Consider the following 20,115-nt stretch of genomic DNA (forward strand, 5'->3'; position numbering starts at 1 on the left):
ATCCACATCGCCACAACGCACGTTCACAGCCACACCCGAGTATTTCGCACCACCCCAGCCCCACCCGCCCGACACGCGATTCATGCGACAGCCTCAAGAGCACGAGGTTGGAGGTCTTCGTCTCGCCACCGTCGATCCAGGAGCGCAGATGATGCGCGTCGCACATGATCGGCGGGGCGCCACAGATGACGCAGCCCTGGTCCCGGGCGTTCAGTGCGCGACGCATGGCCCGGGTGACCAGGCGTTCGCTGCGGCCCACGTCCAAGGGCGCGGAGTTCGTGCCGAGGACGAGCGGGATGATCCGTGCGTCGCAGGCCAGCCGTCGGACGGTGGCGGCCGACAACCCGTCACCGTACACCAGTTGTCCGCTCGCGTTCGCGCTGGCCGCCTTCAGGTCCTCGAAGTCGATGGTGACGGTCAACTGCGCCTTCGCTCCGAACCCGGGCACCCCGTCCGGCGCGGAGCCTGCGGTGGTTGAGGCGAGGTCCGTCTTCTGCGCGGTGTCGGTCGCTGCGGCGGCGATGCTGAGGGTGGCAGACAGAGCGTCGGCCTGGCGCTTCTCACGGGAGCGCGGGTCGTGTTCGCCGTCGGCGGTCTTGTGGGGGCGGGCGCCGGCGTGGATCAGGGCACGGAAGAGTTCGGCGTTCTCGTTGGCGAGGTAGCCGCGGAACTTCACTCCGCGATCCGCGGCGGTGAAGGTCAGCGACTCGCGGCCGTAGGCCTTGTCTTCTTCCGGCTCGGGACCGTCGGTGTCCAGGATGTCCCGCATCTGCTTGCCGGCCTGGCGAAGCTCGCTCGGTGAGAGGTGGGCGGCGAGCTTCACCAGCTGACGCTCAGCGGTGTCGCGATCAGCGACCGGCACGTGCGACGGAACCCGTTCGAGCGCAGCGACGATCGCATCCGCTTGCGCCGGCCGCAGCAACCACTCACTCTCATCGTCCTCAGGGCTGTCGTCGAGGGCGCTGGAGACGGCGGGGTACTTCGGCAGCGCCTGGGCGAGCCGGAGCGCTCGGCGGGCCACCGGTGCGTCCTGGCGGTACCGGAACTGCAGGAGCTCCGCGGTGTCACGAGCGCCGAGCTCGGCGGCGTACCCGGTGCTCTCGATCGCCGCGATCACCTTCAACCGGTACGTCTCCCGGCGGGCGGCCTCGGCTTCCAGCGCGTCGAGAGTCGACAGCAGTTCGCTGCCGCTCATCGACCACACCGGCCGCTCGCCCAGGAGTTCCATGGCATCGACCCTAGAACCCCCGAGCGTCGACCGGCGAGCCAGAATCCCCTTATCTTGCGGGCAATTCGTGGGCCCACACAGCCCACACCTCGTCCGCATGGAGGGACGGGAGGGAGTGGTGGGTTGCGGTTTCGAGTTGTACGACGGTTGCGGCGGGGGAGAGGGCGGTGATTCGCCGGGTCAGGTGGGCTGCGTTGTGGCTCTTGCTGCGGCCCGCGACGAAGACCAGGGGAGCGAGGTCGCGCAACTGGTCGTCCGTGGGGCGTTTGGTGCGGACGAACGGGGTTGAGGGCTGCTCTGCGGCCAGTCCGGCCAGTTCCAGGACCTGGGGATCGATCGGAAGCCCCTGCGTCTCCCAGCGCAGGAACGACACCGTGCGCTTCCGGGACGGCCGCAGTAGGCCCGGCAGAGCTCTGAGGATGTAGGGCACACGGAGGCCGACGTAGCAGTCCGTCGGGTCGAGCAGGGCCAGGCGCTCCACGCGCTCCGGATGCTCGATCGCGTACGTGAGTGCGATCCAGGCGCCGTACGAATGACCGCACAGCACTGCCCTGCTGATGCCGAGTCCGTCGAAGGTGTTCGTCAGCCACGTGTGCAGGTCGGACGGCGTCTTCGGCGTCCGGCCGCTGTTCGTACTGCGGCCCGCATCGACGATCAGGTCGATCGCGTAGACGCGGTGCCGCTCAGCAAGCAGCGGCGCGAGCGCGAACCACACCGGTGACGTCGCGCCGTGCCCCGGAAGCAGTACTACGGGTGGCCCGTCAGCGGGACCGCACGCGTTGACATGGGTCGTACCGAACTCGTCGGTCAGTGCGAGTTGCTCGACCGGCACGTCCCACCGGGCGAGGAGAGCGTCGTACGCGTCCTGAAAGCTCATGCTCCCGAGAATAACTCACTCAGTGAGGTAAATTGTCGGGCATGCGTGAAGGAGTGACACCAGCCGACCCGGAACGGGCCGCCGCACTGGACGTGGTGCACCTGCTGCGGGAGGTCGCCTTGCGGTACGACCGAGCGGTCGGGGAGTTCGCCCGTACGGCGGGCTTGCACGGGACCGACGTACGCGCGCTGGTGAGCCTCCTGGACGCCGAACGCGCTGGAGTGGAGGCCACGCCTACATGGCTCGCTCAGCAGCTTGGAATGACGTCTCAGGCGACGACAGCGGTCATCCACCGCCTGGAGGCCGCCGGGCACGTCGAACGCCTCAGAAGCCGCACAGACGGTCGCAGCGCCCGCCTCCAGGTCTCCGACACCGCTGTAGCCCTCGGCTGGCAGTTCTTCGGCCCGCTCCTGGACCGGCTGATCATCACCACCCAGGCACTCGACCCTGGTCAGCAGACGCTGGTGAAGGACTATCTCACTGCGGTCACCGACGCGCTCGGATAAACGAAAGAGCCCCGGCCGATCGGCCGGGGCACTTCAGTACGACGTCAGGAGCGGTCGCTGGTGACCTCTCGATAGGTCTCCGTGTCCTCCGTCAGCTCGTGGATCTCGTCGGCGTCGTGCGCGTGCTCGTGCGCCGCCTCGAGCTCCTGAGTGGTCGGCTTCTGTACGGCGTCGGCGTAGTAGAAGCGGGAGAGTGCGGCACGGGCCTTGTGCAGCGCCCGACGCGGGGCGCGAACGCCGTTCTCGTCGGTCTCCGGGCCGATCTCGTGTGGCACCAGCCGGTCCCGCGCGGTGATCGAGTACGCCTCGTACGTCGAGATCGGCTGGTGCTTCTCGGTGTACTTGCCCTCGGGGGAGCGCATGATCACACCGGTCTCCAGACCGTGCATCAACCGGTCGTGGTCGGCCCGCTGCAGCGAGATCGCCCAACGGCGCGCGACCCAGAAGCCCAGGATCGGACCGAGGATCACCGCGAACCGCAGGAACCAGGTCACGTGGTTCAGCGACAGGTTGAAGTGGGTGGCGATCAGGTCGTTACCGCCGCCGATCCACAGCATCGCGTAGAAGACGATGAACGCGACGCCGATACCGGTCCGGGTCGGCACGTCCCGCGGCCGGTCCAGCAGGTGGTGCTCGCGCTTGTCACCGCTGATCCAGCCCTCGATGAACGGATAGAGCGCGACCAGCGTGACGAACGCCGGTGGCACGATCAGCGCCGGGATGATCAGGTTCCAGCTGAGGGTGATGCCCCAGAAGTGCGACTCGAAGCCCGGGAATATTCGTACCGAGCCTTCCAGCCAGCCCATGTACCAGTCAGGTTGCGCACCCGCGGTCACCTCGGCCGGGTTGTACGGCCCGTACAGCCAGACCGGGTTGATCTGCATCAACGCGCCCATCAGCGCCGTGATACCGAAGACCACGAAGAAGAAGCCGCCGGCCTTGGCCGTGTACACCGGGAACAGCGGGTAGCCGACCACGTTCTTCTGCGTCCGGCCGGGACCGGCGTACTGCGTGTGCTTGTGGTACACCACCAGGAACAGGTGGGCCGTGACGAGCGCCAGGATGATGCCCGGGATCAGCAGCACGTGGACGATGAAGAATCTGGCGACGAAGTCGTCGCCGGGGAACTCACCGCCGAAGATGAAGAAGTTCATGTACGTGCCGACCACGGGTGACGCCTGGATCATGCCGTTGGTGATCCGCAGACCGGTACCGGACAGCAGGTCGTCGGGGAGGCCGTAGCCGATGAAGCCCTCGACGATGCCCAGGAACAGCATCCCGAAGCCGATCAGCCAGTTCAGCTCCCGCGGCTTGCGGAACGCGCCGGTGAAGAACATCCGCAGCAGGTGCACCATCATCGCGGCGATGAACAGCACGGCCGCCCAGTGGTGGATCTGCCGGACCAGCAGACCGCCGCGGACGTCGAACGTGATGTCCAGCGTGGAGGAGTACGCCTCCGACATGTGCAGACCCTTGAGCAGGCTGTACGAGCCCTGGTACTCGACCTCGGCCATCGACGGCTTGAACCAGAACGTCAGGAAGATCCCGGTCAGGATCAGGATGATGAAGCTGTAGAGCGCGATCTCGCCCAGCATGAAGGACCAGTGGTCCGGGAAGATCTTCCGCAGGTTCTTCTTCCCGATCTTCGCGATGCCGAGGCGATCGTCGACCCACTTGACCGGTCCAGGGAACTCTGTGCTTGTTGACACTGTTGTCACCCTCGTTCGAAGAAGCTCGGGCCGACCGGCTCGGTGAAGCCGCTCTGCGCAACCAGGTAGCCCTCACTGTCCACTGCCAACGGTAGCTGAGGCAGCGGCCGAGCAGCAGGGCCGAACACGACCTTGGCGCTGTCGGCCAGGTCGAACGTGGACTGGTGGCACGGGCAGAGCACGTGGTGCGTGGTCTGCTCGTACAGCGAGATCGGGCAGCCGACGTGGGTGCAGATCTTCGAGTAGCACAGGATGCCGTCGACGCCCCAGTTCTCCCGGCCCGGCTTGGTGCGGATCTCGCTCGGCTTGATCCGGACCACGATCACCGCGGCCTTCGCCTTGGCGTTCTGGTACTCGACCGCGCTCTGCTCCTGCAGCGGAGCCAGGTTGGCCGGCGCCGCGTTGACCAGCTGACCGACGATCAGGTCGGACGGCTTGATCGGGCGGTCGGTGACGTCGTTGACGACCCGGATGCCCTTCGCCCAGATCGTGTTGTAGAGCGCCCGGCCCGGCAGCGGGCCGAGGTCGCGGAGCAGGATGACGGCGGGCAGGCCGAGGACGCCGAGCGCGCCGATCAGCGAGTTGCGGATCATCTTGCGGCGGCCGAAGCCGGACTCCACCGTCCCTTCTTTGAAGGCCTCGGTGATCTCGGCGATCTGCTGCGGCGAGGAGTGCGCGGGGTGCCGCTCCTCGGAGATCTCCTCGTCGACCATCAGCTTCTTGGCCCACTGGATCGCGCCGGCCCCGATCAGGAACAGCGCGAGCCCGATGCACAGGCCGATGATCATGTTGTTCGCGTTGCCGGACAGCGGGCCGAACTCGAGGATCGAGTCCCGCGGTACGGCGAAGTACGCCACGCAGGCGCCCAGCACCAGCAGCGTCGCCAGGCCGAACATCCCCGACACCTGGCGCTCGACGCGGTCGGCGGCCTTCGGGTCGATGTCGGTGATCCGCGGCTCGTGCGGCTCCAGACCCGGGTCCGGGATCGGTTCGGCCACCTCGACGGCGCCGTGCTCGTCCTCCGGCTTCACCGGCAGATTCTTGTCGCTCATTCGGCCTTCGCTCCCTTGGCCTTGACGCCCTTGGCGCCGATCCAGACCGCTACCCCTACCAGCAGGCCGATGCCGACGAACCAGCCCCACAGGCCCTCGGACACCGGGCCGAGCCGGCCGAGTCCGAAGCCGCCCGGGTCCTTCTGGGTCTGCAGCGCCTTCAGGTACGCGATGATGTCGCGCTTGTCCTCCGGCTGCATGACCTGGTCGGAGAAGACCGGCATCTGCTGCGGGCCGGTCAGCATGGCCTCGTAGATGTGCTTCTCGCTGACGCCCATCAGCGACGGCGCGTACTTGCCGTTCGGCAGCGCGCCACCACGACCGGCGAAGTTGTGGCAGGCCGTGCAGTTGGTGCGGAACAGCTCGCCGCCGCGGGTGACCTGCTCGTCGGTGGCCTTGCTCACGTCGTACGACTCCGAGCCCGGGACCGAGGGGCCGGGGGCCAGCGAGGCGACGTACGCGGCCAGGGCCTCGATCTCCTCCTGCGAGTAGGCCGGGGCCTTGCGCGGGATCTGCGCGCCCGGCTGCATCGCCGGCATCCGGCCGGTGCCGACCTGGAAGTCGACCGCGGCCGCGCCGACGCCGATCAGCGACGGGCCGGCCATCTTGCCCTCGCCGTTCCCGCCGCCCTCGGCGTTCAGGCCGTGGCAGCTGGAGCAGCCGACCGCGAAGAGCTTCTTGCCCTCCTCGATCTGCTGCGACTGGGCCGAGTTGTCCGCCACCGCGTTGTCAGGGGCGAAGGCGGCGTACGCCGACCCCACTGCCAGGAGGCCGAACAGGAGCACGACGAGGCCGGCGGACCGGTGCCGTCGTCGCGCGGAGAGAAAGCGCGCCGGTGACAAGGAAGGTCTCTTCTCACTCATTTGAGCAGGTAGATGGTCGCGAACAGGGCGATCCAGACCACGTCGACGAAGTGCCAGTAGTACGACACGACGATCGCCGTCACGGCCTGTTCGTGGGTGAACTTACGAGCCATGTACGTCCTGGCCAGGACGAACACGAAAGCGATGAGGCCGCCGGTGACGTGCAGCGCGTGGAACCCGGTGGCCAGGTAGAACACCGAGCCGTAGGCGGTGGACGAGATCGTCAGGCCCTCGTGCACCAGCCCGGTGTACTCGGTCACCTGGCCGGCGACGAAGACGGCGCCCATCAGGTACGTGAGGATGAACCACTCACGCATGCCCCAGTTCCGCGGGTTCGCCAGCGAGCCGACCCGGCCCACCTTGCCGTGCTCGGCGGCGAACACACCGGCCTGGCAGGTGAACGACGACGCGACCAGGATGAACGTGTTCACCGAGGCGAACGGGACATCCAGGAGCTCCGTCGAGACCTGCCACAACGTCTCCGTGCCCGGAGCGGCTGCGGCGGTCGTCACCGACCGGATCGTGAAGTACGCCGCGAACAGGGCGGCGAAGAACATCAGTTCGCTCGAGAGCCAGACGATCGTGCCGACACTGACCATGCTGGGACGGTCGTGGTGTCCGTGTTCACGAGACGCTGGGAGCGCGGTTGCAGTGGCCACGCGGTCATTATGTCGGTCCTCGTATCAACTGACACGACCACCCCCATGCATGTCGGCAACTAATGGTTTCTACTGTGGAAGCGTGCTTCCCCTTCACGCCACGCCCGGCGACCGGATCGAGCCGCTGACGCCGGTCCGGTTGCTGACGGCATGGACGTTCGAACCGGTGTTACTCGCCGTGATCGTGGTCCTCGCCGCGGTCTATCTGTACGGCGTCCACAAGCTGCGCAAACGCGGTGACAAGTGGTCCCGCGGCCGGACGTTCACGTTCGTCGGCGTCGGGCTGGGAAGCGCCGTGATCGCCACCCAGTCGGCGATCGGCACCTACGACACGGTCCTGATCAGCGTGCACATGGTGCAGCACATGATCCTGTCGATGCTGACGCCGCTCGCGATAGCGCTCGGCGCGCCGGTCACGCTGGCGCTCCGGACGCTGCCGCGGCAGCCGCGGAAATGGTTGCTCTCCGTGTTGCACTCGCGGTTCGCGAAGGTGATCTGCTTCCCGATGATCGGCTTCACGCTGTTCGTCCTGAGCCCCTGGGTGCTCTATTTCAGCGGCTGGTACGACGCCACGCTCCGGTCGACCGTGCTCCACGACCTGCTCCACGTGCACTTCATCCTGGTCGGATCGCTGTTCTTCTGGCCGCTGCTCGGGCTCGACCCGGTGCCCGGCCGGGTGATCTACCCGTTCCGGCTGATCCTGACGTTCCTCACACTGCCGTTCCACGCGTTCCTCGGCATCACGATCATGTCCGCGGACAAGCTGATCGCCGAGGACTGGTACACCAGCTTCGGTCGCGCCTGGTCGCCGTCGCCGCTGCGTGACCAGTACATCGCGGGCGGTCTGCTGTGGGGCTCCGGCGACATCGTGGGCGTGGTGTTCTTCGCCGTACTGTTCGTCCAATGGGTGCGTGAGTCACAGCGTGAGGCGCGCCGTGAGGACCGCCGCCTGGACCGGTTGGAGGAACAGGCTCGCCGGACCGGACAGGCGCCCCGGTAGCATTCCGGGTGTCCAGTCGTCTTTTGAACAAGCTTGGGATGGATCGATGAGTTCAGAGCGTCCGCTGAAGGTCCTGGTCTACAGCGACGACCGTACGACGCGGGAGTCCGTCCGGCTGGCCCTCGGCAAGCGGCCGACGGCCGATCTGCCCGAGCTCGAGTACGTCGAGTGCGCCACCGAGCCGGCCGTCATCAAGACCATGGACAAGGGCGGGATCGACCTGGCCATCCTGGACGGCGAGGCCGTCCCGGCCGGTGGCATGGGGATCGCCCGGCAGCTGAAGGACGAGATCTTCCAGTGCCCGCCGGTGCTCGTCATCACCGGCCGTCCGCAGGACGCCTGGCTGGCGACCTGGTCGCGGGCCGAGGGCGCGGTGTCGCACCCGATCGACCCGCTCAAGCTGGCCGAGGTCACCGCGGACCTGCTCCGCCAGCGGCTTGCCAAGCTGCCTGCCACCACCGCCTGACGCGCCATGTCCGATCCAGGGGCCGCCTACAGCTGGCCCCAGGTGCTCAATCCGCTGCTGCGGCACGAGGACCTGGAGGCGTCCGCCACCGCGTGGGCGATGGAGCAGATCCTGTCCGGCGCGGCCTCGCCCGCGCAGCTCGCCGGGTTCGTGATCGCGCTGCGCTCCAAGGGCGAGACGGTGACCGAGGTCGAGGGACTGGTCGCGACGATGCGCGACTTCGCCACCCGGATCTCGGTGCCCGGCCGGACGCTCGACGTCGTCGGCACCGGCGGTGACCAAGCCCACACCGTGAACATCAGCACGATGTCCGCGATCGTCGCCGCGGGCGCCGGCGCGAAGGTGCTGAAGCACGGCAACCGCGCGGCGTCGTCGGCCTGCGGTGCGGCCGACGTGCTCGAGGAACTGGGCGTCCCGCTCGACCTGACCGCGGAACAGGTGGCCGAGGTGGGGGAGCGGGCCGGGATCACGTTCTGCTTCGCTCCGGCGTTCCACCCCGCGCTGCGGCATGCCGCCGTACCGCGCCGTGAGCTCGGGGTGCCGACCACGTTCAACTTCCTCGGTCCGCTGGCGAATCCCGGCAACCCGTCGGCGCAGGCGGTCGGCGTCGGCGACAGCCGGATCGCCGGGCTGATGGCCGGCGTACTGGCGCGGCGCGGGATCGACGCGCTGGTGTTCCACGGCGACGACGGGCTGGACGAGCTGACCACGCGTACGACGTCGCAGGTGTGGGTCGTCGGCGACGGCAAGGTCGAGGGACCGGTCACGCTGGACCCGCGGGAGCTGGGCATCGAGCCGGTCTCCGCGGACGCGTTGAAGGGCGCGGACGCGGCGTACAACGCGAAGGTCGTGCGCGCACTTGTCGACGGCGAGCCGGGGGCGGTGCGGGACGTCGTACTGCTGAATGCCGGCGCGGCGCTGGCGGCGTACACGCCGGAGGCAGGCAGTGTGACGGAGCGGATCCGGACCGGGATGGACCGTGCGGCCGCGGCGATCGACTCCGGGGCGGCGAAGGACGTGCTGGACCGGTGGATCGCTGCTTGCGCCGAGGTTCGCGGCTGAGGTTGCTACAGCAGAAGGGCCGGCGGATGATTTCTCCGCCGGCCCGTTCTACTTGCTCACCTTGATCTGGGAGACCTTGTAGCGCCAGACGTTCTGCCAGGCCGGGGTGGAGCCGGCGATGTCGGCGATCGACACCGCGGCCGTACCGTCACCGCGGTCGACCACCGCGATCATGATCGTGGAGAACGTCTCCGGCAGCTTCGGCACCTTGACGGCGACCTTCGCGACGAGCTCGTGGCCCGGGTGGCCGTTGACCGTGATCGGCTTGTGCGTGGCGCTGCCCTTGATGACCTGCGTGTCCTTGTCGTACAGGTTGTAGATCGCGCGGCCGCCGACCTGGATCGCCGCCTGCTTGAGGCCGGCCGGGGTGTTCGTGTACGTGATGTCCGGCGGGAGTTGGCCGAAGGCGACGTAGTTGCCCCAGCTCTTGCCCTTGTCGTAGTTGCTGTGCACCGTCAGCCAGATCGCGGCTCCGCCCCACAGGCCGGCGCGTTCGTAGTTGTTGCCCCAGGCCGAACTCATGATCGGCATCGTGTCGTTGTTCGCAGCAACAATTTCGGTCCCGAGGACCTTGCCGAACGGCGTCGGCGTCTTCGTCGGCTTCGCCGATGGGTCGACCGTCTCCATCGGCTTCCCCACGGTGGGCAACGGTACCGGGGAAACGGCCTCGGCCTTGGTCCAGACCCATCCCACACTCAAGCCGGTCGCAGCCAACGCCGCCACCACCAGAACCACAGCCCCAATAGCCCGAGCCCGCCCATTACCCCCCAGGGCAACCGCTCCAGCAGCAGGCCCGGCCGCGTGCGCCCCGGCCGTCCCCGCACCGTGACCACCGGCCGTACTTGCGCGGTGTCCAGCTGAATGCGCTCCTGCACCCTGTCCACTTGCTTGCCCGCCCGCCGACCAGAGCCCCTGCCCGCCGGACTGACCGGCACCGTGCACACCGGCCTGCCCACCGACCGCCCCAGCACCTTGGCCAGTGCCATGCCGGCCCGCGGAAGCACCTTGCCCACTGGGCGTTCCAGCACCTTGTCCGGCCGTTCCCGCACCCTGCCCGGCAGCTCCGGCACCCTGCCCGGCCGTTCCCGCGGCGTACGGTCCAGCCGCCCGTGAGATCACCTCGGTGAACGCCACCGGCCCACGCTGCTGAGGACCCTGTGGCCCAGCCTGCTGACCGCCCTGTGGCCCGCGCTGCTGAGGAGCCTGCGGTCCGCCTTGTGGTGGGTTCTGCTGACCGAACTGCGGCCGACCAGGCTGAGGCCCGGTCGCCTGCACCTGCCAACCACCCGGCTGCTGACCTTGCTGCTGCACACCCCACATCGGCCCCGGTTGTGCAGGACCCGGCTGACCCGGAGGTGACTGCGGTTGCTGCGGCTGCCCGGCCTGCGGTTGACCTGTCTGTGCCTGTGAGGGCGGACCCGGCTGACCCGGAGGTGACTGCGGTTGCCCGGGCTGTGGCTGCCCGGGCTGTGGTTGTCCGGCTTGCGGTTGACCTGGCTGTGCCTGTGACGGCCGAGGCGGTTGACCCGGTTGACCCGGCACCGGTCGCTGGCCGCCGTACTGCGGAGCAGCCGGAGGAGCCGCGTGCTGCGGCCGTACGTGCTGCCCACCAGCCTGCTGCGGGCCTGGCTGCTGGCCACCGGATTGCGGTGCGCCCGGCCGCGGTGCGCCGAACGGTTGCGTGCCCGGCTGCTGTGGCTGCTGGGGGTTCGCCGGTTGCGGCGGTTGGCTGGTCCAGTGCTGTTGCGGCGGGGCTGCGTGCTGCGGCCGGACCGGTGGCGGGGGAGGCGGCGCCGGGGCAGGCGACTGCCCGAACAGCGCATCCGACGAACCATCCTGTCCCGCGCGTGCGGAGCTGTCCGGCGTACCCTCCGGGGTGTCGGGGCGCGCGGAGTTCTGGTCTTCGTTCTCAGCCAACGTTGATTCCTAGGTAGGCCTGGTCCGCGGCCTTCTTCAGGTCCGGGCGGTTGTTCGGGATGCCGCTGATGTACGCGACCGCGGTCCCGTCACCGAGGTCGAAGACGGCCACCGTCAGGGTAAGCACCCGATCGGTCACCGCGGCCGTCGTCGCGGTCACGGTCTGCTGGAAGACCCAGCCCGACTTCTCCGTCCGCTTCACGGGGCCGTTGGCGATCGTCTTGAAGGTCACCGGGATGTTCCCGTACATGTTTTCGCGCAGCTTGATCGACAGCGACGCAGCGGTCGCCTTCGGGTCGCCGTTGAACCCCGACCCGGTGCCGAGCCCGCCGACGAAGATGTCCGCGCTCCAGTCGTCCCCTTCGACGACATCTTCCTTCAGCACGATGCGCTGGCCGTTCGAGTTGATCAGCTGCTCGACAAGGCGCTTGCGGTCCGACCACGGCGGGTTGCGGCGCGGGAACGAGATCGCGTCCGACGCGATCCGCCCGGCGCCTTCGTGCAGCTTCGGATCCTTCGACTGGCCGGGCTTGGTGCTGGACTGGTTCGTCGGAGAGGGCGAGCCGCTCTGCGTCGTCGTACCGGTCGGATCGGGGTTCGCCGTCGTGTCGTCGCCCTTGGTGAGCACTACGACCGCGGCGACGATCAGCAGCACGACCGCGACGCCGCCGGCGACGATCAACGGCATCTTCCCGCCGAACGGACCGCCACCGCCCGAGCTCTTGGACTTCTTCTTGCTCTTACCGTCCCGTTTGCCGACACCGGAACTCAGGTCGGTCTGGCCGCCCCAAGCCTCGCTCCCGTCGTCACCCCAAGCACGCTGCGTCTGCTGATCGCCCCACGCCTGCTGACCACCCTGCTGAACACCAGCACCCTGCTGATCGCCCCACGGCTGCTGACCGACCTGCTGCACACTGGCACCCTGCTGGGCGCCCCACTGCGGCTGGCCGGTCTGCTGCACGTTCTGCTGGATGCTGGGCTGTTCTACAGGCCAGGACTGCCCGCCCCACGACTGATCGCCGCCCTGCTGGCCCGTCTGGGCACCTGCGGTTGCTTGCGAGCCCCAAACCTGTCCCGGCTGCGCGGCGGGTGCTGCGCCGGTGCCCTGGCTGCCGGACTGCTGTCCGTTCCAGTTCTGGTCCTGAGCAGGCGTCGGCTGCTGCGGCTGGTCGCCCCAGAGCTGCACCGGCTGGTCCGGAGCAGTGTCCGGCGCTCCTGGCACGGTCCAGAGAGGAGCGGCCTGCTTCGACGTCTTCGCGTCCTCTTCGTCCGCAGTCTCGACACCCCACGAGGGGATGTCACTAGCCGCTTGGTCCTGCTCGTCGCCGGACTGGCTTCCCCAGTTCGGCTGCAGCTGACCGGCCACCTCAGCCTCGTCCGCCGCCTCCTCCGCAGCCTGCTCGTCCGCGGCCCGCTCCTCAGCCACCCGCGCCACTTGCGCATCCGCGACCTGTGCCACTTGCGCGTCTGCGGCTTGCGCGTCCGCGACCTGGGCGGCTTGCTCGTCCGCGACCTGCGCCGCTCGCTGGTCCGTTGTCTGAGCTGCTCGGTCGTCCGCGGTCTGTGCTGCTTGTGCGTTGGCCGTCTGCTGACCGGCTGCCGGTTCCGGGGCGAGCTTGAGGGTCCGGCCGCTGGACTGTTCCTCCGGCTGTACGTCGGCGTCCGCCGCGGCCTGTGCAGCTTCGAACTCCGAGATCTCGCGCTGCGTCCAGTGTTCCGGCGGCGCGGGAGCCAACTCCGGCGCACCCCAGGTCGCGCGGGCACGATCCGCCGCGCTCATTTCCTCAACAGATGCCGAGGACGCAGCCCCAGCAACAGATGCCGAGGACGCAGCCTCAGGAGCAGCCGCCGAGGGCGCAGGGTCACCAGTAGGAGCCGTGGGCGCAGCCTCAGTCTGCGTGGACGCGTCCGGCTGCGGCTGTGAGACCGCGCGCAGGCGTGGGCCGCCGGATGCGGGTGCGTCGTTGCCGGTGGAAGGTGAGTTCCACAGTTGCGGCGTGGGGGCAGGCTGCCACCATCCGCCTCCGCTCGCTTGGTCGGCCTGAGCCGCGTCGCCGGCGCCGGTCTCCTGCACCGCCCGCAACCCGGGCACCTGCGACTCACTCTGCACAGGCTCGACAGGCTGCACGGGCTGCTGCTCGGCACCCCAGTTCTGAGGGGTCGCTTGCTGCGGAGTTTGGTCCGGCGTGGGCTGGTCGTACGACGTGAACTGGTCGGCCGACCACGGCTGCTGGTCGGCTGACCACGGCTGCTGGTTCGCGGACCAGGGCTGCTGTGACTGGTCGGCGGGGGTGGACTGTTGCTCAGGCCATGGTTGTTGCGCGGACCACGGTTGCTGTTGGGTCTGCTCGTGGTCGGGCGCGCTCGGGTTGCCCTGCTGGGGCGAGGGCTGCGGCGTCGGCTCCGGTTGAGTAGGCCAGGACTGTTGCTGGGTTTGCTCGGTGTCTGGGTTGGGCTGGTCGTACGACGTGAACTGGTCGGCTGACCACGGCTGCTGGTTCGCGGACCACGGCTGCTGTGACTGGTCGGCCGGGGTGGACTGTTGCTCAGGCCATGGTTGTTGCGCGGACCACGGTTGCTGTTGGGTCTGCTCGTGGTCGGGCGCGCTCGGGTTGCCCTGGTCGTGGGGAGTGGCCGGCCACTGCTGGGTCTGCTCGGTGTCCGGGTCAGCCTGCTCGTAGGAGCTGAACTGGTCCGCCGACCACGGCTGCTGATCCGCCGACCACGGCTGCTGATCCGCCGACCAGGGCTGCTGGTTACCAGACCACGGCTGCTGCTGGGTCTGCTCGGTGTCCGGGTTGGGCTGGTCGTAGGAGCTGAACTGGTCGGCGGACCACGGCTGCTGGTTCGCGGACCACGGCTGCTGCGACTGGTCGGCAGGCCCAGACTGCTGCTCCGGCCACTGCTGTTGCCCAGACCACGACTGCTGAGCGGACTCAGGCAGCGCGTTCTGCTCCGCAGGCCAGAACTGCTGCTGGGCGGGCTCGGGGTCCGGCTGAGTCGGCCAGGACTGTTGCTGAACTGGCTCCGGCTCTGGCTGGGTTGGCCAGGACTGTTGCTGGGCCGGTTCGGGGTCTGGCTGGGTTGGCCAGGGCTGTTGTTGGGTGGGCTCGGTCGGCTGCGGAGAGGTGGGTTCCGCTGGGGGTGGGGTTGGTGTGGGGTCGGCCTTGGTCGTGGACTCTTCGGCTTCGGCGGCCAGGGCCGCGGCCTGGTCCTCCGGTGCGGTTTTGTTGGTCCACTTCTCCCCGTTCCAGAAGCGGATCGTGTGCGGCTGGCCGGTGGGGTCGGGGTACCAGCCGGCGGGCGGGTTGCTCATCCGCGTCCTCGCTTCGGCACCGGCGCGAAGGCGCGGACCTGCTCGGCAAGAAACTGACCCCGGACGTTCATGTGTTCACCGTAACTTCAGCTCGTGTCAGTCGGATCGGAAGTCCAGTCCCGGAGGACCTAGATCCCGTCCTCCTGGCCCAGGCTGAACGCGGCTTCCAGGTCGTGGCTCGAGTAGGCGCGGAACGCGATGTGCGTCTCGGTGCTCAGCACCCCCGGGACCCGGTTGACGTGCTCGGGGATGACAGTGGCCAGGTCGTCGTGCCGTGCGACCCGGACGAGGGCGATCAGGTCGAGCCCGCCGGTCACGGAGTACACCTCGCTGACGCCGTCGATGGCCGCCACCTGCTCGGCGACCTCAGGGATCCGTGCGACGTCGGCCTTGATGAACACGATCGCGGTGACCATGCCGTCCTCTCCTAACAACCCGTTCAGAACTCACACCTCAACGGCCTGAAGCATAGTGTGGCCGAGACGCCGCACCGCCCGCGCCTAACCAACTCGAGCAGGGCCCAGCGGGCGGAGGTTGCGACGGCGTTCGGTGGGGTGTTTGTGGTTGTCGGTGTGCGAGTTGTCGAGGCGCGTGAGGTGCCGCCCGGCGCCGCCGACCGGGCAGGTCCAGGTGCCGTCCATCTCGACCAGGCGGATGCCCGGGAGTTCGAGCCAGCGCAGGATCAGCTCGATCTCCTCCGGTGACGCCGCCGCGACCGGTCCGATCCCGGGCAGCACCGTCTCGGCCGAGGCGCGCAGCATCTCCAGGTGCGGCCGCGGGTCGGTCCCACGCGGGCTGAACCCGGCCGCCGCGAGTCGCCCGCGCCGGATCACGTGCAACTCCCAGCCGCCGTCGTCGGTCCGCCTGGCGGCACAGATCTCGGCGCATCCGGTGAGCGACGCCATCCGCTGCATCCGCGCCGAGCTCCGCACGAACGCGCTCAGCCGGTCCCGATGAACCGCGGCGTCCTCGAACCGCTCGTCGGCGGACAGTACGTCGATCCGCCGGTCGAGCGCGTCCACCACGGGTGTCGGGTCCACGGTCAGCGCCGACCGCAGCGCCTCGACGAACTCGCCGTACGAATCCATCGAGATCCGTCCGTCGCACGGCGCCACGCACCGCCCCATTTCCGCCAGCACACACGGCGACAACGAAGGGTGTTTCGACATCCGGGCGGTGCACTGCCGGATCGGGAACGCCTCGTGCAGTGCGGCCATCGCCCGCTCGGCCGTTTTCCGTGAGCTGAACGGCCCGAGGTACCCGGCGTCGTCGTCGCGCACCTGTTTGACCAGCGACAACCGCGGAAACGGTTCGACCGTGACCTTCAGCCAGTGCTGCCGCTCCGGGAACTTGGACCGCCTGTTGTACCGCGGTTTGTGTTCCGCGATCAGCCGCAGCTCCCGGACCTCGGCCTCCAGCGGCGTCCCGCACTCAATCCCGCGGACGGCCGTCGCGATGCCGACCATCTCGCCGATCCGGTTCCTGGTCTCGGAGGCGGTGAAGTACGAGCGGACCCGGGTGCGCAGGTCCTTGGACTTCCCGACGTACAGCACCTCGCCGCGGTCGTCGGTGAACAGGTACACACCCGGTGCGTGCGGCAACGACTCGGCCAGGTGGCGCTTGGCCCGGACAGCCGGCGCGACCCGGGACGAGAACGTCTGCAGGTCCTCCACCGTTTGCACGCCCAACGATCCGACCCGCTCGAACAGCCCGTGCAGCACGTCGACGGTGGCGCGGGCGTCGGACAGCGCGCGGTGGTTCGGCGTGGTCGTGGTCCGGAAGAGCTTGGCCAGCGTGCCGAGTTTGCAGTTGGGCGCCTCGTCCGGGGTGATCACGCGACGCGCCAGCAGTGCGGTGTCGACGACCGCGAAGTCGGGCCAGTCGTACCCGTGCACCAGACTCTCGTGTTTCAGGAAGCCCATGTCGAACGGCGCGTTGTGCGCGACCATCACGCAGCCTCGCGCGAACTCCAGGAACGCGGGCAGCACCGACTCGATCCGGGGGGACGTGGCAACCATCCCGTTGGTGATGCCGGTCAGTACGGCGATGAACGGCGGGATCGACTCCGACGGGTTCACCAGCGTCTGGAACTCGCCGATCACCTCACCGGCCCGCACCTTGACCGCGCCGATCTCGGTGATACCGCCCTCGCCGGGCGGATTGCCCGTCGTCTCCAGGTCGACGACGCAGAACGTGACGTCCCGCAACGGCGTACCCAGGTCGTCGAAGCTGTGCTGCACACCGCGGATCGGCAGCAACGGATGCTCTACGGAATCCTGGGCCGGCGCATGCCCTGGGTTGGTCATGGCCACGACGCTAAGAGCCGCCACCGACAATTCCGCAGGTGACACGCCTGCGAGTCGACTAGGCTCTCTGTATGCGTACACAGGCGATCACCGCGATTCCGGGCCGGATGCCCGTTCGCTGTGGTCTGCGTCACTGGCCCAGCAGCTGCTGCCAGCTCCTCGTTCCGGCCGGACTGCGGACCGGTGACTGAGGCCGGCACCGCCGCGAGCTCCGCCGCTACGACTTTGCCTGAACCGGTCCGGCAACGCGTCCTGACCCTCGCCGCGCACGCACTCGGCCAGCTGCCCGCGTCCGACATCCCCGCGCCGCTGCGCCGGTTCGCCAGTTTCGCGCCGGCGAAGCGGGCGAAACTGTCCGCCTCGGTGCTCGGGCCGATCCTGGAGACCGACGACCATTTCCGCCGGCTCACCGCCTTCGAGGTACGGCGGGAGCACCCGGAGCTCGGCGATGCGGTGGCAGACGGTGTCGCCGTACCGGCCGCGGATCCGGTGGAGGTCGCCGCGCTCGCGTACCTGTTGCGCCCGGACGACTGGGAGCAGCGCGTCGCCGCGGCCGCCCAGGTCCCGGTGGAGAATCCGCGCGCCGACTCCGAAACCGTCAACCGGCTCGCCGACCAGCTCGACCAGGCACGCACCGAGGCCCGGCAGGTCCGCGAACGGCTTCGTGAACAGGTCAACGAGCTCAAGGCCGAGAACGTCACGCTCCGGCGCAAGCTCAACGAGGCGCGGCAGCGGATCACCGGCCTGCAGACCGAGGTCGAGCAACGCACCAAGGAGGCCGAGAGCGCCGACGAACGTGTCGACGCGGCACGTGCCGAAGTCGAGCGTGAGCTGCGCAAGCTCCGCACACGGATCACCGAACTGGAAGCGGTCGAGCACGCGGCCCGGCGTACGGCGGGACAGGAGCGGGAGCTCGCGTCGACGCGCACCCGGCTGTTGCTCGACACGGTGCTCGAGGCAGCGAGCGGCCTGCGCCGTGAACTGGCGTTGCCGCCCGGGGGAGAGCTCCGTCCCGCGGACACCGTGGCCGGCTCCGAGCCCGACGCGGCCCCGGTCGGACGTACGGCGCCTGAGGACGACCCGGCGTTGTTCGACGAGCTGCTGGCGTTGCCGCAGGTGCACCTGATCATCGACGGCTACAACGTGACGAAGACCGCCTGGCCGAATTCACCGTTGCACTCGCAGCGTCAGCGACTCGTCACAGCTCTGGGCGCACTGGTCGCGCAACGCCGCGTCGAGGTCACTGTGGTGTTCGACGGCGCCGAATTGTCGGGGCCGGTGCAGCTGAATCCACCGCGTGGGGTGCGTGTGCGGTTCAGTCCGGCCGGGGTGATCGCCGACGAGGTGATTCGGCAACTGGTCCGCGCCGAGCCTCCCGGTCGCCCGGTGGTGGTCGTCTCCACCGACCGTGAGGTTGCCGAAAGCATCATCAAACTCGGCGCCCGCGCACTGTCCGCGAGCAGCCTGACCGCACGCATCGCACGCACGTAGGTCCTGTCCGGCAACAAAAACTGTCGGCGGGGTTCTCTAGCGTCCTTCTCAGCCGGATGCAAGTCCGGGTGCTTCCCCACTTGGAGGATGTTGTGCTGATCGACTGCGACGCTTGTGTGATGAAGGGCCCGGGCTGCCAGGACTGCGTCGTCACGGTGGTACTCGGATTCTCGGAGGAACGGTCCGGCAGCCTGCGCATCGACGACGACGAGAAGGCCGCCCTCGACGCGCTCGCGGACTCGGGCCTGGTCCCGCCGCTGCGCCTCGTGCACGCGGTCAGTAGTGTCGAGCCGGACATTGCTGCCGAATCGCCTGCCGGAGAAGACGAAACGGCCGTTGGGTCGGGGTGATCCTTCGTTAATTTTGGATCAAACCCGAGGGGCGAATTGCACTGGTCACGAAACGGTCACTACTGTTACCTCTCGTTGCCTCAGGGCGTCGGCCGCTCCGGCCGACCGGGCAGCAGCAAGCCGAGGGAGTGATCCGGCGGATCCGTGGACAGCTGTCCGCGGCAGGCCAGGTCAACGGGGACGGCGCGAGCAGAGGAAGGGACCGACCGGGCTGTGTCCATCGGACGCATCAACCGCACCAAGGGAATCGCCCTCGCCGCCATCACCAGCACCGCTGTCGTCGCGGGAGTGATCTTCATCCAGGGAGCGGCGGACGCCGACCCGAAGCCCACTCTGGAGCAGGCGAAGCAGCAGATCGCCACGCTCCAGCACCAGGCCGAAGAGGCAGGTGAGTCGGCGAACGACCTGCGCGGGCAGATCACCGCGTCGTCCGCCCGGGTGAAGGCCCTGCAGGCCGGTATCGCCAAGCAGCAGGCCCAGGTGGACGCGGTGAAGCGGCAGATCGGCTCCCTCGCGGTGGCGGGCTACCAGACCTCGGGCATCTCCACGACGGCGCAGCTGCTGCTGTCGAGCAACCCCGACCAGTTCCTCAGCCAGGCGTCCACCGCGCAGGCCTTCGCCGGCCAGCAGAACTCGGCGCTGCGTCGCTACCAGGTTGCGCAGGGCAAGCTGACCGACCTCCAGGCGAGCGCACAGACCGAGCTGGCCGCATTGCAGGCCGTGCAGGCGAAGCAGGACGCGCTCAAGGGTCAGCTCCAGTCCAAGCTCGACGCCGCCCAGAAGGTGCTCGACAAGCTCAGCGACGCCGAGCGCCAGCGGATCGAGCAAGAGAACGCCAAGGAGGCGGAGGAGGCGCGCAAGCAGCGCCCGACCCGTGACGGCGCCCGGACCGGCGACGACAAGAACCTCCCGAACGTTCCGGCCAGCGGCCGCGCGAAGATCGCGATCAACGCCGCCCTGTCCCAGCTCGGTGACTCCTACGTCTGGGGCGCCGCAGGTCCCAACTCGTACGACTGCTCGGGCCTGACCATGTACGCCTGGGGCAAGGCCGGCGTTTCCCTCTCGCACTCGTCGAAGGCGCAGGCCAGCGAGGGCCGCCGGGTCAGCAAGTCCGAGCTCATGCCGGGCGACCTGGTCTTCTTCTTCAGCCCGATCAGCCACGTCGGCATCTACCTCGGCAACGGCCGGATCGTGCACGCTCCCCGTCCGGGTAAGAGCGTGGAGATCGCCCCGCTCGACGAGAACCCGTACAACACCGCGGTCCGTCCGGGCTGACCTGCGACATTGACATACTCATCGGCTCCGGGGTTCTC

Annotated in this window: 18 protein-coding genes; 8 read left to right on the forward strand and 10 right to left on the reverse strand. The window is 68.7% G+C overall.

Annotation, left to right across the window (positions count from 1 at the left end; translation table 11 throughout):
- Window positions 1–1,228: HNH endonuclease signature motif containing protein (locus EV651_RS16675; protein ID WP_166658631.1), on the reverse strand; the 1,228-nt coding region annotated here is incomplete at its 3' end.
- Between the two features lie 49 nt (window positions 1,229–1,277).
- Window positions 1,278–2,105 (reverse strand): alpha/beta fold hydrolase, encoded by an 828-nt coding sequence (locus EV651_RS16680; RefSeq protein ID WP_133786121.1) that lies wholly within the window; start codon window positions 2,103–2,105, stop codon window positions 1,278–1,280.
- Between the two features lie 41 nt (window positions 2,106–2,146).
- On the opposite strand from EV651_RS16680, the gene EV651_RS16685 reads away from it, so the two are divergent.
- Complete coding sequence (locus tag EV651_RS16685; protein ID WP_133786122.1) at window positions 2,147–2,611, forward strand: MarR family winged helix-turn-helix transcriptional regulator; 465 nt, start codon at window positions 2,147–2,149, stop codon at window positions 2,609–2,611.
- Window positions 2,612–2,655: 44 nt separating this feature from the next.
- On the opposite strand, the gene EV651_RS16690 is transcribed toward EV651_RS16685, so the two are convergent.
- The 4 genes from EV651_RS16690 to EV651_RS16705 are packed head-to-tail and all read right to left on the reverse strand — an operon-like array spanning window position 2,656 to window position 6,894.
- Window positions 2,656–4,329 carry a cytochrome bc complex cytochrome b subunit gene (locus tag EV651_RS16690; RefSeq protein ID WP_133786123.1) on the reverse strand — a complete coding sequence of 558 codons (1,674 nt, stop codon included), beginning with the start codon at window positions 4,327–4,329 and terminating at the stop codon, window positions 2,656–2,658.
- Window positions 4,326–5,372, reverse strand: a complete 1,047-nt coding sequence (locus tag EV651_RS16695; protein WP_133786124.1) for a ubiquinol-cytochrome c reductase iron-sulfur subunit — start codon at window positions 5,370–5,372, stop codon at window positions 4,326–4,328. Before EV651_RS16695 ends, EV651_RS16690 begins: the two co-directional genes overlap by 4 nt.
- Window positions 5,369–6,235 (reverse strand): c-type cytochrome, encoded by an 867-nt coding sequence (locus EV651_RS16700; protein WP_133786125.1) that lies wholly within the window; start codon window positions 6,233–6,235, stop codon window positions 5,369–5,371. The genes EV651_RS16695 and EV651_RS16700 overlap by 4 nt, the downstream gene beginning before the upstream one ends.
- Window positions 6,232–6,894 carry a heme-copper oxidase subunit III gene (locus EV651_RS16705; protein ID WP_133786126.1) on the reverse strand — a complete coding sequence of 221 codons (663 nt, stop codon included), beginning with the start codon at window positions 6,892–6,894 and terminating at the stop codon, window positions 6,232–6,234. Before EV651_RS16705 ends, EV651_RS16700 begins: the two co-directional genes overlap by 4 nt.
- A gap of 82 nt (window positions 6,895–6,976) precedes the next feature.
- Here EV651_RS16705 and EV651_RS16710 point away from each other — a divergent pair, with 82 nt between their 5' ends.
- The 3 genes from EV651_RS16710 to trpD are packed head-to-tail and all read left to right on the forward strand — an operon-like array spanning window position 6,977 to window position 9,422.
- Window positions 6,977–7,894, forward strand: coding sequence for a cytochrome c oxidase assembly protein (locus EV651_RS16710; protein WP_133786127.1), 918 nt, complete (start codon window positions 6,977–6,979; stop codon window positions 7,892–7,894).
- A 46-nt stretch (window positions 7,895–7,940) separates the two neighbouring features.
- On the forward strand, window positions 7,941–8,360 hold the full coding sequence (locus EV651_RS16715) for a response regulator transcription factor (protein WP_133786128.1): 420 nt from the start codon (window positions 7,941–7,943) through the stop codon (window positions 8,358–8,360).
- Window positions 8,361–8,366: 6 nt separating this feature from the next.
- Window positions 8,367–9,422 carry an anthranilate phosphoribosyltransferase gene (gene trpD, locus EV651_RS16720; RefSeq protein WP_133786129.1) on the forward strand — a complete coding sequence of 352 codons (1,056 nt, stop codon included), beginning with the start codon at window positions 8,367–8,369 and terminating at the stop codon, window positions 9,420–9,422.
- Between the two features lie 48 nt (window positions 9,423–9,470).
- On the opposite strand, the gene EV651_RS16725 is transcribed toward trpD, so the two are convergent.
- Window positions 9,471–10,061 carry a hypothetical protein gene (locus EV651_RS16725; protein ID WP_238156948.1) on the reverse strand — a complete coding sequence of 197 codons (591 nt, stop codon included), beginning with the start codon at window positions 10,059–10,061 and terminating at the stop codon, window positions 9,471–9,473.
- A gap of 882 nt (window positions 10,062–10,943) precedes the next feature.
- Here EV651_RS16725 and EV651_RS16730 point away from each other — a divergent pair.
- Entirely contained in the window at window positions 10,944–11,345 is a 402-nt protein-coding gene (locus tag EV651_RS16730) for a hypothetical protein (protein WP_238156949.1), read from the forward strand.
- Here the strand turns inward: EV651_RS16730 and EV651_RS16735 are convergent.
- From EV651_RS16735 to EV651_RS16745, 3 genes are all read right to left on the reverse strand, one after another.
- On the reverse strand, window positions 11,332–14,655 hold the full coding sequence (locus EV651_RS16735) for a hypothetical protein (protein ID WP_133786132.1): 3,324 nt from the start codon (window positions 14,653–14,655) through the stop codon (window positions 11,332–11,334). The genes EV651_RS16730 and EV651_RS16735 overlap by 14 nt on opposite strands.
- 128 nt (window positions 14,656–14,783) lie before the next feature.
- Entirely contained in the window at window positions 14,784–15,071 is a 288-nt protein-coding gene (locus EV651_RS16740; protein WP_133786133.1) for an Lrp/AsnC family transcriptional regulator, read from the reverse strand.
- A gap of 84 nt (window positions 15,072–15,155) precedes the next feature.
- Window positions 15,156–16,961, reverse strand: coding sequence for a DEDD exonuclease domain-containing protein (locus EV651_RS16745; RefSeq protein WP_133786134.1), 1,806 nt, complete (start codon window positions 16,959–16,961; stop codon window positions 15,156–15,158).
- 183 nt (window positions 16,962–17,144) lie between these two features.
- Here EV651_RS16745 and EV651_RS16750 point away from each other — a divergent pair, with 183 nt between their 5' ends.
- From EV651_RS16750 to EV651_RS16760, 3 genes are all read left to right on the forward strand, one after another.
- Entirely contained in the window at window positions 17,145–18,452 is a 1,308-nt protein-coding gene (locus EV651_RS16750; protein WP_133786135.1) for an NYN domain-containing protein, read from the forward strand.
- A 92-nt stretch (window positions 18,453–18,544) separates the two neighbouring features.
- Entirely contained in the window at window positions 18,545–18,802 is a 258-nt protein-coding gene (locus EV651_RS16755; RefSeq protein WP_198682272.1) for a hypothetical protein, read from the forward strand.
- 213 nt (window positions 18,803–19,015) lie between these two features.
- Window positions 19,016–20,077 (forward strand): C40 family peptidase, encoded by a 1,062-nt coding sequence (locus EV651_RS16760; RefSeq protein WP_133786136.1) that lies wholly within the window; start codon window positions 19,016–19,018, stop codon window positions 20,075–20,077.
- Window positions 20,078–20,115: the final 38 nt, after the last annotated feature.

The organism is Kribbella sp. VKM Ac-2571, assembly GCF_004362255.1.
Lineage (GTDB): Bacteria > Actinomycetota > Actinomycetes > Propionibacteriales > Kribbellaceae > Kribbella > Kribbella pratensis.

Excerpts from the sequence above, each read along its gene's own strand:
- EV651_RS16680 (WP_133786121.1), bottom strand. The coding sequence starts at position 2,105 with ATGAGCTTTCAGGACGCGTACGACGCTCTCCTCGCCCGGTGGGACGTG.
- EV651_RS16685 (WP_133786122.1), top strand. The coding sequence starts at position 2,147 with ATGCGTGAAGGAGTGACACCAGCCGACCCGGAACGGGCCGCCGCACTG.
- EV651_RS16695 (WP_133786124.1), bottom strand. The coding sequence starts at position 5,372 with ATGAGCGACAAGAATCTGCCGGTGAAGCCGGAGGACGAGCACGGCGCC.
- EV651_RS16700 (WP_133786125.1), bottom strand. The coding sequence starts at position 6,235 with ATGAGTGAGAAGAGACCTTCCTTGTCACCGGCGCGCTTTCTCTCCGCG.
- EV651_RS16715 (WP_133786128.1), top strand. The coding sequence starts at position 7,941 with ATGAGTTCAGAGCGTCCGCTGAAGGTCCTGGTCTACAGCGACGACCGT.
- trpD (WP_133786129.1), top strand. The coding sequence starts at position 8,367 with ATGTCCGATCCAGGGGCCGCCTACAGCTGGCCCCAGGTGCTCAATCCG.
- EV651_RS16735 (WP_133786132.1), bottom strand. The coding sequence starts at position 14,655 with ATGAGCAACCCGCCCGCCGGCTGGTACCCCGACCCCACCGGCCAGCCG.
- EV651_RS16740 (WP_133786133.1), bottom strand. The coding sequence starts at position 15,071 with ATGGTCACCGCGATCGTGTTCATCAAGGCCGACGTCGCACGGATCCCT.
- EV651_RS16745 (WP_133786134.1), bottom strand. The coding sequence starts at position 16,961 with ATGACCAACCCAGGGCATGCGCCGGCCCAGGATTCCGTAGAGCATCCG.